We start from the raw sequence: 15,579 nt of genomic DNA on the forward strand, positions 1-15,579 counted from the left end.
TTAATCCTAAATATCAAAAGTTTACTCTTAAAACTCTTGACTACAAAACTGCAAATGAAAAAGAGTTAAAACCTGTTAAGTCACATGGTGGTAAGTCTGTGTCTTCTGATGCTATGTGCCCTCGTTGTGGTGCCTCTCATAATTATCTTTATAATAACAATGGTAAACACGGTCAGCTTCTTTACAAGGTTTGTGACTTTAGATTCAACAAGGATAAGGATGATCTCAGTTCCAATACTTTTGTTTGCTTTTATTGTGCCCGTGCTAAAAAGAAAAGCCGTAAGCTTTTTTAATATACATAAGTGTGTTAACCCTAAATGTCCATTTTATTTTGATTCTCTTAAAAGGTTATCTTCCCATATAATACGACTTTGCCTTACTTACCATGTTAATCTTGGTTTATCTACTGGAGCTACTGCAAGAGCTTTACGAGAAATTCATCAAGTCAAAATTTCTATGTTAAGGATTTCAACTTAATTCAAATCATTGGACTTACTAACGATGAACCATTTCAAAATAGTATCTTTGGTTAAAACAGATTATTAAACGTATGAACAGAACATTTTAGTTCTCTTAACAAGTTACTAATGGCTATGGTAACGGTACATATTCAGATGCACATGTAGGCTTGTTGCTTATTACAACTTTCTTAGTCATAGCAATGAGGCTTAAGAAAGCTCATTCCTATACTTATTGGAAGCCTTTAAACTCTATTAAAGACCTTCAAGTTTCTTAAAAACTTTTGTAAACTTTTCCTTCAACCTCAAAGCATTTTAAACAATCAGTTTAATTGCTGTCAAATGGCTCGACTCCAAAGTTTCTGATCTCTTGACTGACATTAGTTATGCTCACAAAGTGGTTAGATGGAAACATCTTTAGAATATCTCTTATTTTTTATTCTTTTTTTCTTTAAAGTTCTATATTTTTAGTAAATTTAATTCTATTTAGACTACATTCTTTTAATCTAGTTTTTTATACCCTAGTTAACACTATCGCTAAATTTAGAAAAAAGATTTCAGACTTTAATATATAAAATCTGAAATCCTAAATTATATTCTAGGCTAAATCCCCCTAATATAATAACCTAGTCTATCATCTATAGCTTTAACCATTTGACTCCATGTACATGAATATTTGCCGTAATATTCATTTTTATAATGTGGATCGTTATAGTAAACAATGTCCTCACTACTTGATCCACTCATACCCCAAAGATATCCTGTATTGACTATAAAATGACCTGACCCTGCCCCTGGAGAATGTGGAAGTGAACTTGCTCTTACATGAGCTATAATAGGTTTTCCCTTATCAATACTATATATTAAATCATTTACAAAATTTGAGCTATCAGTATTTGTGTATTCATATCTACTATATTTATTTAATTCCTGAGCTAATCTATATACCATAGTACCAGTTTTATCGGTTCCCATATTACTAGCCAGAGTTCTCTGAGTTGGACTTTGTCCTTGAAGGTATAAAATTGTCATTTGTGCACTTGCAGGACCACAATAATAGGTTTCTTCCTGTTGTCTTAATGGGACATTTAACCTTTTTGAATCATAAGAATAAGGTTGGATATTTCCATAAAACTTTTGTAATCTTTGAGACCTTTTCATATTAAAGTATTTTTCTGAAACTTCATTTTGACTTTTGATTTGTTCTTGGACTTCAATTTGCTCAAAGCCTGGAGCATGAGAATCAGCCGAGAAGTTATCCCCTATAAATCCCTCAGCTAACACTGATGAAAAACTTACTGTAAGTATATTAAAAATTAACCCTGATAAAATATAAAACCTTTTCAACTTATTTCTCATTTCATCCTCTCCTCTCAATATCTAATATTCAATCAATATGTTCTTATTATCAATAACAGGTACTACCTTTACATTTAATTTATCTACCTTATCTTTTGTCTACTTCCTAATCTTCTTAGATGCTCTAGTTTCATAATATAGAAACGTAGAAACCGTATTTGGTGATTCTTCAGCAATTTTCTTTGCTGTCTTGCTTATTTTATCTATCCCCCTAGTTAAAATCTTCTTTATCCCTGGCCCTCCTCTCTAGCTTTATTATTAACACTTAATGCCATTGTAGAAAATACTGCCAATGACAAAAGTAATTAATTTCATTTAATAAACTAATTTGTTTATCACTTTAACTACTATGACCTTTCATTTATAATAATTATATCAGGTTAATTTTATATTTGTTCAAATCTGGATTAAGTGGCATTTTCTTGGAGTAAATGGTTGTTTAGGGGGGATTCTGTGTTTAAAATTGGAATTTGTGAAGACAATAAAAAGTTCTCATGTGAATTAAGGTTAATAATTGAAAAAAAATTTATCCAACATAATATTAATTGCGAAATAGATTGTTTTTATTCTGGAGAAGAGGTTCTTGACAATATATTTAATTTAAAGAAGAACTATGATATTATATTTTTTGATATAGAACTGCAAAAATTAAATGGAATAGAAACAGCACGAAAAGTTAGAGAAGCCAATGAAAATACCATATTTATATTTATTACATATTTAAACGAGAAAGTATATGAAGCCTTAGACCTTACAATCTTTCATTTTATAAGAAAAAGTCACTTCCACAAGGAAGTTAATTCAGTCCTTGATTCATTAATTAAAAAACTTGAATATTTAACTGAAAAATATTCCTTTCCCATAGATGATAATAATATTTATCTTAAACTCTATGATATTATATACTTTGAGGTAAACAATAGAACTGTAATTATACACACCATAGATAATACCTATACCTCAAATTATCGTTCTTTAAAAGATATTCCTTATAATCTAACAGAAAAGTATTTCTTTGAAATATATAGAGGAATCATGATAAATCTTAATCGTGTAGAAGATTTTAGAAATAATAAGGTTATTCTATCTAACGGAGATACCTTATATATTGCAAGAAGGAGAATTAATAGTTTTAAAGAAGAATTCTATAGATATATTTCATCCAGAAGAGAGGGATAACTGTGGAAAAGCCTAATATTATATTAAGCTTCTTATTTTCTATAGTAGATAATACAATTTTTATAGGTATATTATCTAAGTTTAGAAATCATCAAGATAATTATAAATCAATTGATACTCTTGTAATTATTATAGTATCTATTTTTACATGTTTATTTACTGAATTTGGTATCACTCCATTTATTAAATTAACTTTTATATTAATGATACTGTTTTTAGCAACCTTTTTATATAATCTTAAATTTCATCAACGAGTTTTAGTCATTATAATGTATTATTTTATACTAATTATATCTGAACTATTAGTAACCTTATTAGCTTCAAATATTCTCGATAAAACTGTTGAGGGATTAAAATACACTTATTTCTTTTTAGGACTGCTTAGTAAATTTCTATCTGCATTAATATTTACGCTAATCAATAGGAAGTTCTTAAATACAAAGATTATTCTTCCTAAGATTTTAAATTATGTAATGATATTGATATTATCATTATCTACTATTTCAATGGTATTATTATTTTATTCTAGTTTAGTAATATCTTCAGAAAGTACTATATTGATTTTATTTTTTATATGCTTGTTTATTCTTTTCATTAGTTTAGGTACGATGGTAATGTATTATAATGCAAATACCTTTTATATTAATTTACAGAAAGAAACTACTAAAAGGATTTATGATAAATCCTATGAAAAATTTATTATTAATGCTGAACTAAGAAGCGATACTTTGTCTAAAATATGGCATGACATGGCAAATCATATTAAAGTCTTGGAGAAAATCAATGATATAGAAGATGAAAAATATATCAAATATGTTAATTCAATAAAAGATAAATTTAAGGAAATTCCTAATACAATAAATACTGGAAATAGATTAATAGATATAATATTAAATGATAAATATTCAGAAGCTGTAATGCAAGGTATAGATTTTGATATAAAGGCAATAGCTCCTCCTAAAGTAAACATAGATGATATGGATTTAAGTTCTATACTATTTAATACCATAGACAATGCAATAGAAGCTTGTATGAACTCCAGTGCAGAGAATAAATATATTAATTTAGAATTATATCCTGATGCGAATTTTTTATGTTATAAGATTAGAAATAATTATAATTCTACTAATGGCAACTCTCATATGAGGACTTATTTAAATAAAAAGAAATATATTTCTTCTGGATATGGTCTTAGTATAATAGAGGATATTATAAATAAATATGATGGTTATATGGATATAAAGAAAAATGATATGGAATATTTAGTTACTATTATTCTTCCTTTAAATGATCATTCAGTCCAGAAAATAACCACTTAAACTAAATTTAAACTATTTTAAATTAGATTTTATATAATTGTTATAGATAAATAAAGCATATATCTCATATGACAAATTAAAGTGTACCTAAATAAGAAAAAACACAAAAAGAAGGCAAAAGTCTTCTAGTGTTGCATCAAAATAAAAAATACCAGTTGACATGGTAAAATTTGATTAATGAAAAAAAGAGCCTCATTTGGTTTAATGGAATTATCGAGAAACCATACACCAAGGAGGTTCTTTTTCATGTATATAAATAATAATAAAATATTTTTTGATAAAATAACACAAGTAATTAATGGTAATATACTAAATATGCTTGTCAAAAAATATAATACAGATTACAGGACGCAGCATTTTGATACTTCTTCACACCTACTTGCAATGCTTTTCTTTCAGTTAAAGGGTTTAAATAGTTTGAGGGAACTGCAAACTAATATCTCAAATAATAATAAATTAAGAAAAATGATTAATGTACCAAGTGTTTCCCAATTTTCAAGAAAGAATGCTAACAGGGATTATAGGGTTTTCGAGGAACTTTACTATCATATAGTAAACAAGGCTACAAAAATGTTTGGTCTTCAGCGTATCAATAAGGATCTTCCAATAATTAAAATTATAGACTCTACTATGATAGATTTGCCTTTCAATTTTGTTAAAGAATTTCGTTATGATAATAAACAGAAACGTTCGGCAGTTAAAGTAAGTACTCTTTTTAATGGCGATTTCCCTGAAAAGATACACATAGTATCAGGAAAAGTAAATGATAGAAAATGTATAGATGACATGATTAATAATAAGGATGCTATATATCTATTTGATAGAGGATATTCTGATTATAAATGGTATGATAAATTAACTGATGATAAATATAAATTTATAACAAGGCAGGTATCTAATGCCTGTGTTGAAGAAATCAAAAGCACCTATGTGGAAAATGATTTAATATTTGATTATGAAATTACAATGGGAACTGAATATAGTAAGAATAAAACCGAGCACACATATAGGGAAATCCTAACTTTTGATGAAAACGAGGAAGAATTTAGACTTGTAACAAATATATTTGATATACCAGCAGAAGGAATAATAGCTTTATATAAGAAACGTTGGAAAATAGAGTTGTTCTTTAAGTGGATTAAACAAAATCTTAAAATAAAGAAGTGTATCGGGTATTCTGAAAATGCTATAAAGATCCAAATATATACTGCCTTGATAATGTATATGCTGTTATATATTTTTAAGATGAAAATAAACTCTAAATTATCAATGCTAGTTCTTACAAGGATTATAAAAGTAAATATATTAGAGAATTTCAATGAAAGTATAGAATATTTATTGACGGGATAATACTTGGATAAAATTGGATGATTGTTAATTAGCCTTGTAGCACTTTTAGCTCCCTATATGGTAATATTAGACAATTATGTATTACACTGTAGAATTAGGAATCCCTTGGATGTAATTTATATCATCCAAGGGATTCTCACTTTGTCAATATTTAATTGTTTCCTAAATGCAACACTAGAAGGCAAAAGTCCTTCTTTTTTAATAATAATTGAATTTTAAAGATAAATTTTTTTTGTAGAATGGTTTATTGTTCTAAATAATATTTATTTATAAAATATACTCCTATTATAAAACATAAAACTTTCATTATAAAAGCAATATAATTCATAGGTTCTACCAAATAATTACCTGTAATACTTCCTGTTAATAAAAAGGGATATATTATTACTAATATACTTAAAATCAAGCTAACTTTTTTATTCATATTATCCTCCTTTCTGTAAATAAAATATGAAAATAAAATTCCTTTAGGAAATCTTTATTTTCATATTTGCTATTCCTCATTTAAAATTAAATTTAACGTCTATAATAAGTACTACCTGAAACTGTATCGTAGAAGTTTCCAGCTCTAGAAATTCCAAATTCAGCAGTTTTACCCTCTCCTATTTCTACCTTTCCTCCTCCGTCAACAGTGACGGTCCCAGAAGAATATAATGCCCCTAATACTGAGATTTTATATAACCATCCTCAACTAAAATTTCAATCATTTCATCATAATTTATAACTCTAGATTCACTTATTTCTTGAGAAGTCAAATCAATTAAACCACTATCAATTTGTTCTGCTTTTACAAATGTCGTTGGTATTAAAAACATCAATGCTAAAAATAAAGATAAAACTTTAACAATTTTTTTTGCAACTTTTAACATATTGATCACCTCGCATAATAGTAAAAAACTTTCATAAAAAATCTTTACTACCCTACTCCCTTCCATATTTTATGCTTTCAACAAAAAAATAGTTTGTTGAAAAATTTGTAACAGCAATATAATATTTGCCATCTTCTAAAACTTCTAACATAATATCATCTTTAGGGGATTTTAAGTCATCATGTTTAACATTATCATTAACAATATTAGACTTTATAAGTTCTACATTTAAGGCTTTATCTGTTACATATTTCTCGCTTTCGCTTTGTCCTAATATAGGGCGACCTTCTATTTCAACAGAAATTCTATCGCCTTTTTTTAATGATAATCTTTTTTCTTTTTCACCTCCCAATAAGACTGTATCCCCATTTTGTAACATTATATTGAATTGTTGATATGGCTCTTGATTTAAAATTGGTGTAGTAAATTCCACTTTTGCTTTTACCTTTTCATTATTATCTAGAATATTGTAAAAGTTTTTTGAACTATAATAATTTCCTATTAATAACAAAAATAAGCAAATAAATATTATTAAAGAAATAAATAGACTCTTTTTCTTAGGCATTATTTCTATCCCCTTTATTATTTTATAATAATTATATCAGATTAATTTTATATTTGTTGGACTCTGGACTAAGTGGTCTTTTTGAGAAGTGAGTGGTTATTTCCATATAAAAAGAGACTGTTTCAAAATCAAAACGAATCATCTCCTTTGTTATTTTTTGTATATTCATTATACAATAAAAAACAATAGGTTTTGAGGAACTTGTTGAAACTTATATATGTTTTTGTTGAAACTTACAATTTTTGCATATTTATCACTAAAATATTAAAAGGGACTGTTGCATAACTAATTTAATAGTTATGCAACAGTCCCTTTTTATTATTTTCCCTTAACTCTCTTTAATCTAAAGAAATCTTCTCTTTCTTTCTCTTCCAATACTTCTTCTATATATTTAATAGTAGAAGTATATTTAGGGATTTGGATTTTATCTAGGGCGTTGGCTCTTTTTTGTGTCTTTTTTATTTCCATGGCTAGTTTATATACTGAGTTTTCTAGCTCTGCTAATTCATATATAAGATTTTTTATATCTGTAAAGTTTAGTACAGCCTTATCAAAGGCTGGATTTGTTCTAAAAAATCCATATTCTGTAGTAAGAGTTGTGTCTTCTCTTTTTATAATTGGAACCTCTACTCCCATTACAGATTTAAATAATATATTAAAGTCTTTCTCTTTTTCAATAGAACTTGCCAACTCATTTACATATTCACTGCCTATGGTTATATTGGCTAATTTTAAAGCTTCATAGGCTTGTTTAAACTCAGTATCTATTCTTTCCTGCAAAACATTTGCTCTATCTATGAGAGACATCATCTCTCTAATTAAAACTGTTCTTTTTCTATCTAATAATTCATAGCCCTTCTTTGCAAATCCAAGAGAACCCTTAGCTTTAATTAGATTTGCTTTTGTCGGTGTCATTTTATATACTGCCATTTAATCACCTTATTTCATATACTTTTCTATTAAGGTTGGATCTAATCTATCTAATTCTTCCTTAGGTAATAATGAAAGAATATTCCATGATAAGTCTAATGTATTCTCCATATCTCTGTTTTCATTATACTTTTGAGTTACAAACTTTTCTTCAAAGGCATCTCCAAACTCCATATATTTCTTATCTTTATCTGATAAATCCTCTTCACCCACTATCTGTGCCAAAGCTCTAATATCCTGAACTTTAGAATATGCAGAGAATAATTGGTTAGATACATCTGGATGGTCTACCCTTGTATATCCTTCTCCTATACCATCCTTCATAAGTCTCGATAATGAAGGAAGTACATTTATAGGTGGATATATATTCTTTTGATGAAGCTCCCTTGATAATACTATTTGTCCCTCTGTTATATAGCCAGTTAAATCTGGTATAGGGTGTGTTATATCATCATTTGGCATGGTAAGTATTGGTATCAAAGTTACAGAACCTTCCCTATCCTTTAGCATACCTGCCCTTTCATATAAGCTAGCCAAATCAGAGTAAAGATACCCTGGATAGCCTCTTCTACTAGGTACCTCTTCTCTTAGGGAAGAAACCTCTCTAAGAGCTTCACCATAACTTGTTATATCTGTCATTATAACTAATACGTGTTGGTTTTCCTCAAAAGCAAGATATTCTGCTGCTGTTAAAGCTGCTCTTGGTGCTATGATCCTCTCCATTATTGGGTCATCTGCATAGTTAATATACATAACTACTTTATTTTGAACTCCTGCTTTTTTAAAGGCTTCTTTAAAGAAAAACGCCTCATCATGTTTTACACCTATGGCTGCAAAGACTATGGAAAAATTATTTCTTTCCTGGCCCTTTACTTTAATCTTTGCCTGTCTAACTATTTGTGCCGCCAACTCATTATGAGGTAAACCTGAACCTGAAAATATAGGTAGCTTCTGACCTCTAATAAGGGTAATAAGTCCGTCTATGGACGATATTCCCGTTTGAATATAGTCCCTTGGATATTCTCTAGATACAGGATTTATAGGTCTTCCATTTACATTGTAAAAGTTGTCTGCATATATATCTCCACCATTATCTATTGGTATACCTATTCCATTAAAAGTTCTTCCTAGTATATCCTTAGATAATGGGATCTCAAAGGGTCTCCCTTCAAAGCTTACCTTAGTATTTTCCACAGAATGACCTAAGGTAGAACCAAAAACCTGTACTACTACTTTATCTCCATCTATTTTAATAACTCTGCCAAGTTTCTTCTCACCTAAATTATTTTCGACTTCAACTATTTCTCCATATCCAACTGCATGAACTTTTGATAATTCAATTAATGCTCCCTCTACCTTATCTAATACTAAATATTCTTTTTTCACTTGATCACCTACTATTTAGAATAATCTAATTCTAATTTATTGTAAAAATCATTAATCATATTTTTTAGTTCTTCTATCTTTTCTATATTGTCGTTAGGTATAGAGTATTTCATCTTAATAACTTCATCATAAAGTTCTCCATTCCTTACTTTAGAAATAGGAATATTTTTCTTTACAGATTGTAACCCTCTTTCATACAGTAAATCTATGGTCTTTAACATTTCTAGTTGTTTCCTTAAAGGTACATAGGTATCTTCCTTGTGAAAAGCATTTTGCTGTAAAAATCCAATCTTTATAACCCTTGCAATTTCAAGAATTAATCTTTGATCATCAGGCAATACATCTTCACCAACTAAAAGAACTATTTCAAGAAGTCTGCTTTCCTCAAATAAAAGTCTCAACATCTTTCCACGAAGCCCTTCTACTTCTTCATTTAATTCCATTTCATAATAGTTCTTTAACATTTCCATATATCCACTATAACTATTTAACCAGTTTATAGCTGGGTAATGTCTTGAGTAAGCTAATTCTCTGTCTAGTCCTAAAAATACATTTACGAACCTTTTGGTGTTTTCTGTAACTGGTTCAGAGAAATCCCCTCCTGCTGGAGACACAGCACCTATAATAGTTACAGAACCTTCATTACCTGAAAGAGATTTTACATATCCTGCTCTTTCATAGAATTGAGCAAGTCTAGAAGGCAAATATGCTGGATAACCTTCTTCTGCTGGCATCTCCTCTAGTCTTCCTGATATTTCACGGAGAGCTTCTGCCCAACGGGAGGTGGAGTCTGCCATTATTGCCACATGGTATCCCATATCTCTAAAGTATTCTGCCATGGTGATTCCTGTATAAATACTTGCTTCCCTTGCGGCTACTGGCATATTAGATGTATTGGCTATAAGAACAGTTCTTTCCATTATGGCTTTTCCAGTTTTAGGGTCTATTAATTCTGGGAAATCCTCTAGTACTTCTGTCATTTCATTTCCTCTTTCACCGCAGCCGATATAGATTATAATATCTGCATCGGACCATTTTGCTAATTGGTGCTGAGTCATGGTCTTTCCTGTACCAAATCCGCCAGGAATTGCTGCGGTTCCACCTTTGGCTATGGGAAAGAAAATGTCTAGTACCCTTTGGCCTGTGGCTAAAAGTTTAGTTATAGGCAGTCTTTCTTTAGTTGGTCTTGAAATCCTAACAGGCCACTCCTGATACATTTTAAGTGAATGTTTATTTCCTTCTCTATCTTCTAATTCAACTAATTTTTCTTCAATATTATATTTTCCATTTTTTATTACTGTAATTACTCTACCCTCTAATCCTACAGGAACTAAAAGCTTGTGGTTAATTAAAGATGTTTCCTGTACTGTACCAAAGATTTCTCCTTCTTTAAGATAATCTCCTAGCTTTACATTTATACTTACTTCCCATAATTTCTCTTCATCTATGGATATAAGACCTATACCTTCTGGAATAAAGCTGCCAAAATCATCTCTTATTTTTTTCAGTGGTCTTTGTATACCATCAAACATATTACCAAGCATACCTGGTCCTAATTTCAGAGATAGAGGTTTTCCAGTTGAAACTATCTTTTCTCCTCTTTTTAAACCTTCTGTTTCTTCATATACTTGAACTGTACCATATTCTCCATCTATGGATATAATTTCACCAATAAGTTTTTTCTCCCCTACCAATACCATCTCTCTCATTTTAAATCCAGTCATTTCTTCTCCAAGTATTACAGGACCATTTATCATAGAGATTTTACCTATTAAATTATCCATTTAAATCACCTGTCTTTTCTAAAGAACCATATAATTTTTTACCAATTTCATATCTATTTGCAGATATAATGGTTTTGAAGCTATTATCCAAATTATAAGTCCTGTTTTTGTCTGACAATATAAATCCACCAATTAAATCCCTTTTAACCACATTACAGGATATATCCTTATTGTTTTCTTTGCCCAGTTTTACAATAGCACCTTGAAGTTTTTCTATGTCTTCTTCCATTAATCCTATAATGATACTATCTTCCTCTATTTCATCAATTAAATTCTTGATTTTACTTAAAACATAGCTTTCATAAGCCTTAGTTTTAGTAAATTCCCTTGACTTTTCTTCTAAAGCCTCAACTAAATCTACTAAAAGCTCTTCTCTTTTTGAAAGTATTCTTTCTCTATTATTTTCAATGGCTTTAGAAATCATTTCATTCTTTGCAATTTCAGCTATATTCCTTTTTCTCTCTATTAAATCCTCTTTAGCCTTTGTAAGGTTAGATGTCTTTTCTTCTAATATCTTTTTATTTCTCTCCTCTTGTTCTTCTAAAAGTTTTTTACATTTTTCTTCTTCATCTTTATAAACTAATCTATAGAAAATATCTAACTTATTATCAATAGTAATCATCGTTTCACCACCTAAATTTTTATACCTATGGATTCCTTTACATATCTCATAATAAAGTTTTTGTCCCTTAGACCAGTTCTATCTGGAATAGTAGTTATAAGCTTAGAATCAAAGGTTTTTTTTAGTTCCAATACCTGTTCTTCTATTTCTTCAAATATCTTTTCTGTTATTATGATTATTCCAATTTCTGGATTCCCTACAGCTTCTTCAAAATATTTTTGTGTTTCTTCTTTATCCTTTGCTAAAACTCCTTCTATTCCTGCAAGCCTAAGTCCTATTATGGCATCCTCATTATGGCTGATTAAGAAGGATTTCATATTATAACCTTCCTAAAATCAAGATAGATACTATAAGTCCGTAAATAGCAATACCTTCTGCAAGACCTACGAAAATAAGCGTCTTACCTAGTATACTTGAATCCTCTGATACAGCTCCTAAGGCTGAAGCACCTACTACAGCAACTGCATATCCTGCACCTATAGTTGCTAAACCTGTAGATAAAGCTGCTGCAATAAATCCCATACCTGAAGGGGATGCACTTGATGTTGTTTCTGCATTAATTGCTCCTGGTACTAAAGTTATTACAGCTGCTGCAAGTAGTGGTAAAAATACGAATAAGTTAGCTCTTAAAATCTTCTTTAATTTCTTCTTGTTACCTTCCATATTGTTGTAAATCATAAAAATCCCAGTTCCTATTGTCATTAGAACCATTAAAGTTGTTGATATTAATATAAATTGCATTTAAATTCCTCCTATTATTTAATATTTACAGGGTCAAATTCTGTTCCTTCACCTTTATAATATCTACTGAATAACTCATAATATTGAAGTCTCAAACCCTGGATAAACACTATAAGACCTTCCATACCGATGATTACAATATTTCCTATAATAAGAACTATAATATTTCCTGTTGTAGTTCCTATCATTTTTCCTATGGTTTCAAAGGCTATAAATAAACCTACGTGAGTTAAAGCAAAGGCTCCTACCCTTATGAAAGAAACTGTACCACTTAACATACTTAAAAGTGTCTCTATAATTGAGAATACAGACTCTATATAATATCCAGTTACATCTTCTCCATGGAGAGGACGTTTATTCATTATAAAATGAGTAAGTGGCTGTTTGAATATCATTACCAATATACAAATGACAATGATACCTATGCCTATTTCCATTGATAATATTGGCTTATTTAAAAGTTTCCCACCCACTAATATAAGCAGACATAAATAAAATAAAAATCCTGCCAAACCTTCTTTTCCAAATAGTCCCTCTTCTACGTCTTTTCTCTTTATACTATTTATCATTCCATAGATATAAGCCATAAGAATAAGCCCTATACCTATAAATACTGCTGATACCAATACTGTATTTATATTTTCAAAGGGTTTAATTAAAATGGCAGGCAAAAGATGTTCAAATCCAAATACAGCCCCATATAATCCTCCAAATATCATGGAACTAACACCTAATCTTCCTAACAAACCACCGAACATCTTATTTTTTCTGGATAAAATCAATCCACCTAGTAATAATATGAACCCTTGACCTAAATCTCCAAACATTGAACCAAATAGCAGCATATAAGATATAGATAAAAATGGAGTAGGGTCTAATTCATTATAAGACGGCATACCATACATTTTAACTAATGATTCAAATGGTCGAAAAAGCCAAAAGTTTCTTAATTTAGTGGGAGGTGTAATATCCAGGTCATCTTTAAACATTATAAGGATGTCTTTATAATCCTTTAATATTCCCTCTATCTTTTTCTTATCCTTTTTAGCTACCCAGCCTGATAAATAAAAAAATCTATTGGACCTGGCTAATTTCTCTTTAATATCTTCGATTTTTCCTTTTACATTTAAATGATTTACTATTTTCACAATCCTATCTTTATATTCATTCTCCAAATCATTTAAATGTTGTTCTAATAATTTTATATTTTTTATTAGCTCATTCTTCTTAGATTCTAAAACTTCCATCATATCCTTTGGAGTACCTTTATATTCCTCAGGTATTGAAATCTCACTGAAGTTTAAAGACCTTAAAATCCTATTCATTTCTTCTCTTATTGTTGATGGATACATTACTAAATAAGTTTCTCCATATTTACTTGTTCCTGTATGAAGAATTGTTGCTAATATATTCTCATAATTCTTTTTAAGTTTTAATCTATCCTCTTTAGATAAAACTCCAATTCTAAAATCAAAGTATGAAAGATTTTTTAATTCCTCTATTGGTATCTGAAAATCCTTTATTTGTGAAAAACTTCTATAAAATTCTTCTATTTTTTCTAATGATTCTCGAGATTTCTTTAGTTCTTCATTAGGTGCTTTCACTTCATTATATATTTTTTCTAATTCCTTAGAAATACTAGGTATATCTACATTTTCTTTTAAATCAGGCTCCATATTTGATTCAATATGGAAGATTTCCTTTAATTCTTCTCCTTTTTTGATAATTCCTTCGTGAGACTTATCTTTCTGAAAGGATGATATATAGTTTAAATCTATTACTTTTTCTAAGTTTTCATCTTCTACCTTAAAAACAAAACTATTGTCTTCAATTTGAGATAATGCAGATACTAATTCTACCTTCCCAGACAAAATTATATCCTTTAGAACATTATCTGCATCAGAGATATTTCCAATGACATTAACCATGGTCATCTTTTCAACAGCCATTATTTATCACTTCCTTCAATTTTCCTTACTAAATACTCCTTCATTTCTTCTTTTTTTAGACCATATTTTTTAGCTTCTAGTATAGAAACAATATCTCTTATTTCATACTCTAAAAGATGAAAATATGCGAAGGGCAGAGTTATATCAAACTTTGCTTTTTTAAATGCACTTAAAAACCTATAATAAATATATCTCTGAATTCTTCTTTCCATATATAAATCTACATCTTTTTCAGTATCAAATAAGAAACCATAGGAGGTAGATAAAACCATTTCTTCAAGTCCAGATATATTTGAATAACACATTTTCCTTAAATTCTTATAATTTAATTCATATCCGTAAGGTAATGTGTAGTTTATTAATTCTTCTGGGATTAAATTATAAAATTTAAGTCCCCTATATATCCATTCAATATTTAATAGATCTTCATTTCTTCCAAGAATTTCTTCAAAAATCAATCTATCTTCTTTATTTAAGTTCTTAGAGCTATTACGTAAAAGATTAAAATATAGCCTATCTAAATTCATTTCCATATAAAAGATAATCTTTTGAGGATCTTCCTTTTTATATGGACTTAAAGAATTATAATAGATAGTCCCCTTCAGGTTTTCCACTAATTCCTCTAAGTTAGAGGCATTCTTCAATTCACTGGGATCAAAACTATAATCCTTTTCACTTAAAAGGCTTAAATGATTAATTTTCGTCTTTATCTTACCTTCATCTCTACCAAATGCCCTTAAATATAGTTTTAAATCCTCAATTTCATATCTAAGAATCAGGGCCTTAAATAAATCCCTATATCCACCAGTAAAATATTTTATTATCCTTTCAAACTCATGGATTAGATTTCTTTCAAGCTCTATTTCTATTTGTTTAATATCCTCTAAATCCTCTATATCTTTTAAAGCTTCTTTATAACTAGTATTCTCCTTTAGATATAAAACTTGTTCTTCTATGGTTTCCTTTTCCATTAAACTAATATAATCTTCTTTATCCAATAATTTAGCCTTTAGAACTCTAATTTTAGTGTTTATGGCTGCAAAAACTCTTTCACTCCCCATAAATATC

Annotated in this window: 15 protein-coding genes; 3 read left to right on the forward strand and 12 right to left on the reverse strand. The window is 29.1% G+C overall.

Translation table 11 applies throughout. The features are described 5' to 3' along the window. Positions 1 to 1,061 precede the first annotated feature (1,061 nt). Positions 1,062 to 1,817: a C39 family peptidase gene (locus tag KQI41_RS17730; RefSeq protein ID WP_154441312.1), complete on the reverse strand. Its 756-nt coding sequence runs from the start codon at positions 1,815 to 1,817 to the stop codon at positions 1,062 to 1,064. A gap of 453 nt (positions 1,818 to 2,270) precedes the next feature. Here KQI41_RS17730 and KQI41_RS17735 point away from each other — a divergent pair, with 453 nt between their 5' ends. From KQI41_RS17735 to KQI41_RS17745, 3 genes are all read left to right on the forward strand, one after another. Beyond that, positions 2,271 to 2,996 (forward strand): LytR/AlgR family response regulator transcription factor, encoded by a 726-nt coding sequence (locus KQI41_RS17735; RefSeq protein WP_195838004.1) that lies wholly within the window; start codon positions 2,271 to 2,273, stop codon positions 2,994 to 2,996. Between the two features lie 2 nt (positions 2,997 to 2,998). Then, positions 2,999 to 4,315: a sensor histidine kinase gene (locus tag KQI41_RS19350; protein ID WP_216585874.1), complete on the forward strand. Its 1,317-nt coding sequence runs from the start codon at positions 2,999 to 3,001 to the stop codon at positions 4,313 to 4,315. Positions 4,316 to 4,561: 246 nt separating this feature from the next. Then, positions 4,562 to 5,665, forward strand: coding sequence for an IS4 family transposase (locus KQI41_RS17745; protein WP_195838079.1), 1,104 nt, complete (start codon positions 4,562 to 4,564; stop codon positions 5,663 to 5,665). A gap of 244 nt (positions 5,666 to 5,909) precedes the next feature. On the opposite strand, the gene KQI41_RS17750 is transcribed toward KQI41_RS17745, so the two are convergent. The 11 genes from KQI41_RS17750 to KQI41_RS17800 form a co-directional block, all read right to left on the reverse strand. Then, positions 5,910 to 6,089 carry a hypothetical protein gene (locus tag KQI41_RS17750; protein WP_154441234.1) on the reverse strand — a complete coding sequence of 60 codons (180 nt, stop codon included), beginning with the start codon at positions 6,087 to 6,089 and terminating at the stop codon, positions 5,910 to 5,912. Between the two features lie 235 nt (positions 6,090 to 6,324). Then, positions 6,325 to 6,534, reverse strand: a complete 210-nt coding sequence (locus tag KQI41_RS17755) for a hypothetical protein (RefSeq protein ID WP_216585875.1) — start codon at positions 6,532 to 6,534, stop codon at positions 6,325 to 6,327. A gap of 52 nt (positions 6,535 to 6,586) precedes the next feature. Beyond that, positions 6,587 to 7,099: a hypothetical protein gene (locus KQI41_RS17760; RefSeq protein ID WP_154441236.1), complete on the reverse strand. Its 513-nt coding sequence runs from the start codon at positions 7,097 to 7,099 to the stop codon at positions 6,587 to 6,589. Between the two features lie 318 nt (positions 7,100 to 7,417). Continuing rightward, entirely contained in the window at positions 7,418 to 8,029 is a 612-nt protein-coding gene (locus tag KQI41_RS17765) for a V-type ATP synthase subunit D (RefSeq protein WP_154441238.1), read from the reverse strand. A 9-nt stretch (positions 8,030 to 8,038) separates the two neighbouring features. Further along, entirely contained in the window at positions 8,039 to 9,415 is a 1,377-nt protein-coding gene (locus KQI41_RS17770) for a V-type ATP synthase subunit B (RefSeq protein WP_216585876.1), read from the reverse strand. 11 nt (positions 9,416 to 9,426) lie between these two features. Further along, positions 9,427 to 11,199: a V-type ATP synthase subunit A gene (locus tag KQI41_RS17775; protein WP_154441240.1), complete on the reverse strand. Its 1,773-nt coding sequence runs from the start codon at positions 11,197 to 11,199 to the stop codon at positions 9,427 to 9,429. Continuing rightward, positions 11,192 to 11,821: a V-type ATP synthase subunit E gene (locus tag KQI41_RS17780; protein WP_154441242.1), complete on the reverse strand. Its 630-nt coding sequence runs from the start codon at positions 11,819 to 11,821 to the stop codon at positions 11,192 to 11,194. Before KQI41_RS17780 ends, KQI41_RS17775 begins: the two co-directional genes overlap by 8 nt. An 11-nt stretch (positions 11,822 to 11,832) precedes the next feature. Beyond that, positions 11,833 to 12,138, reverse strand: a complete 306-nt coding sequence (locus KQI41_RS17785) for a V-type ATP synthase subunit F (RefSeq protein ID WP_154441244.1) — start codon at positions 12,136 to 12,138, stop codon at positions 11,833 to 11,835. A gap of 1 nt (position 12,139) precedes the next feature. Beyond that, entirely contained in the window at positions 12,140 to 12,562 is a 423-nt protein-coding gene (locus tag KQI41_RS17790; protein ID WP_154441246.1) for an ATP synthase subunit C, read from the reverse strand. Positions 12,563 to 12,576: 14 nt separating this feature from the next. Next, complete coding sequence (locus KQI41_RS17795) at positions 12,577 to 14,511, reverse strand: V-type ATP synthase subunit I (RefSeq protein WP_154441248.1); 1,935 nt, start codon at positions 14,509 to 14,511, stop codon at positions 12,577 to 12,579. Further along, positions 14,511 to 15,572: a V-type ATPase subunit gene (locus KQI41_RS17800; protein WP_154441250.1), complete on the reverse strand. Its 1,062-nt coding sequence runs from the start codon at positions 15,570 to 15,572 to the stop codon at positions 14,511 to 14,513. The genes KQI41_RS17795 and KQI41_RS17800 overlap by 1 nt, the downstream gene beginning before the upstream one ends. Positions 15,573 to 15,579: the final 7 nt, after the last annotated feature.

Source organism: Tissierella pigra (genome assembly GCF_018917845.1).
GTDB classification, from domain to species: Bacteria; Bacillota; Clostridia; order Tissierellales; family Tissierellaceae; genus Tissierella; species Tissierella pigra.

What these genes read in the sequence shown, in the direction of transcription:
- KQI41_RS17780 (WP_154441242.1), bottom strand. Translation starts at nt 11,821, where the DNA reads ATGATTACTATTGATAATAAGTTAGATATTTTCTATAGATTAGTTTAT.
- KQI41_RS17755 (WP_216585875.1), bottom strand. Translation starts at nt 6,534, where the DNA reads ATGTTAAAAGTTGCAAAAAAAATTGTTAAAGTTTTATCTTTATTTTTA.
- KQI41_RS17765 (WP_154441238.1), bottom strand. Translation starts at nt 8,029, where the DNA reads ATGGCAGTATATAAAATGACACCGACAAAAGCAAATCTAATTAAAGCT.
- KQI41_RS17760 (WP_154441236.1), bottom strand. Translation starts at nt 7,099, where the DNA reads ATGCCTAAGAAAAAGAGTCTATTTATTTCTTTAATAATATTTATTTGC.
- KQI41_RS17730 (WP_154441312.1), bottom strand. Translation starts at nt 1,817, where the DNA reads ATGAGAAATAAGTTGAAAAGGTTTTATATTTTATCAGGGTTAATTTTT.
- KQI41_RS17745 (WP_195838079.1), top strand. Translation starts at nt 4,562, where the DNA reads ATGTATATAAATAATAATAAAATATTTTTTGATAAAATAACACAAGTA.
- KQI41_RS17800 (WP_154441250.1), bottom strand. Translation starts at nt 15,572, where the DNA reads ATGGGGAGTGAAAGAGTTTTTGCAGCCATAAACACTAAAATTAGAGTT.
- KQI41_RS17775 (WP_154441240.1), bottom strand. Translation starts at nt 11,199, where the DNA reads ATGGATAATTTAATAGGTAAAATCTCTATGATAAATGGTCCTGTAATA.
- KQI41_RS17795 (WP_154441248.1), bottom strand. Translation starts at nt 14,511, where the DNA reads ATGGCTGTTGAAAAGATGACCATGGTTAATGTCATTGGAAATATCTCT.
- KQI41_RS17790 (WP_154441246.1), bottom strand. Translation starts at nt 12,562, where the DNA reads ATGCAATTTATATTAATATCAACAACTTTAATGGTTCTAATGACAATA.
- KQI41_RS17785 (WP_154441244.1), bottom strand. Translation starts at nt 12,138, where the DNA reads ATGAAATCCTTCTTAATCAGCCATAATGAGGATGCCATAATAGGACTT.
- KQI41_RS17750 (WP_154441234.1), bottom strand. Translation starts at nt 6,089, where the DNA reads ATGAATAAAAAAGTTAGCTTGATTTTAAGTATATTAGTAATAATATAT.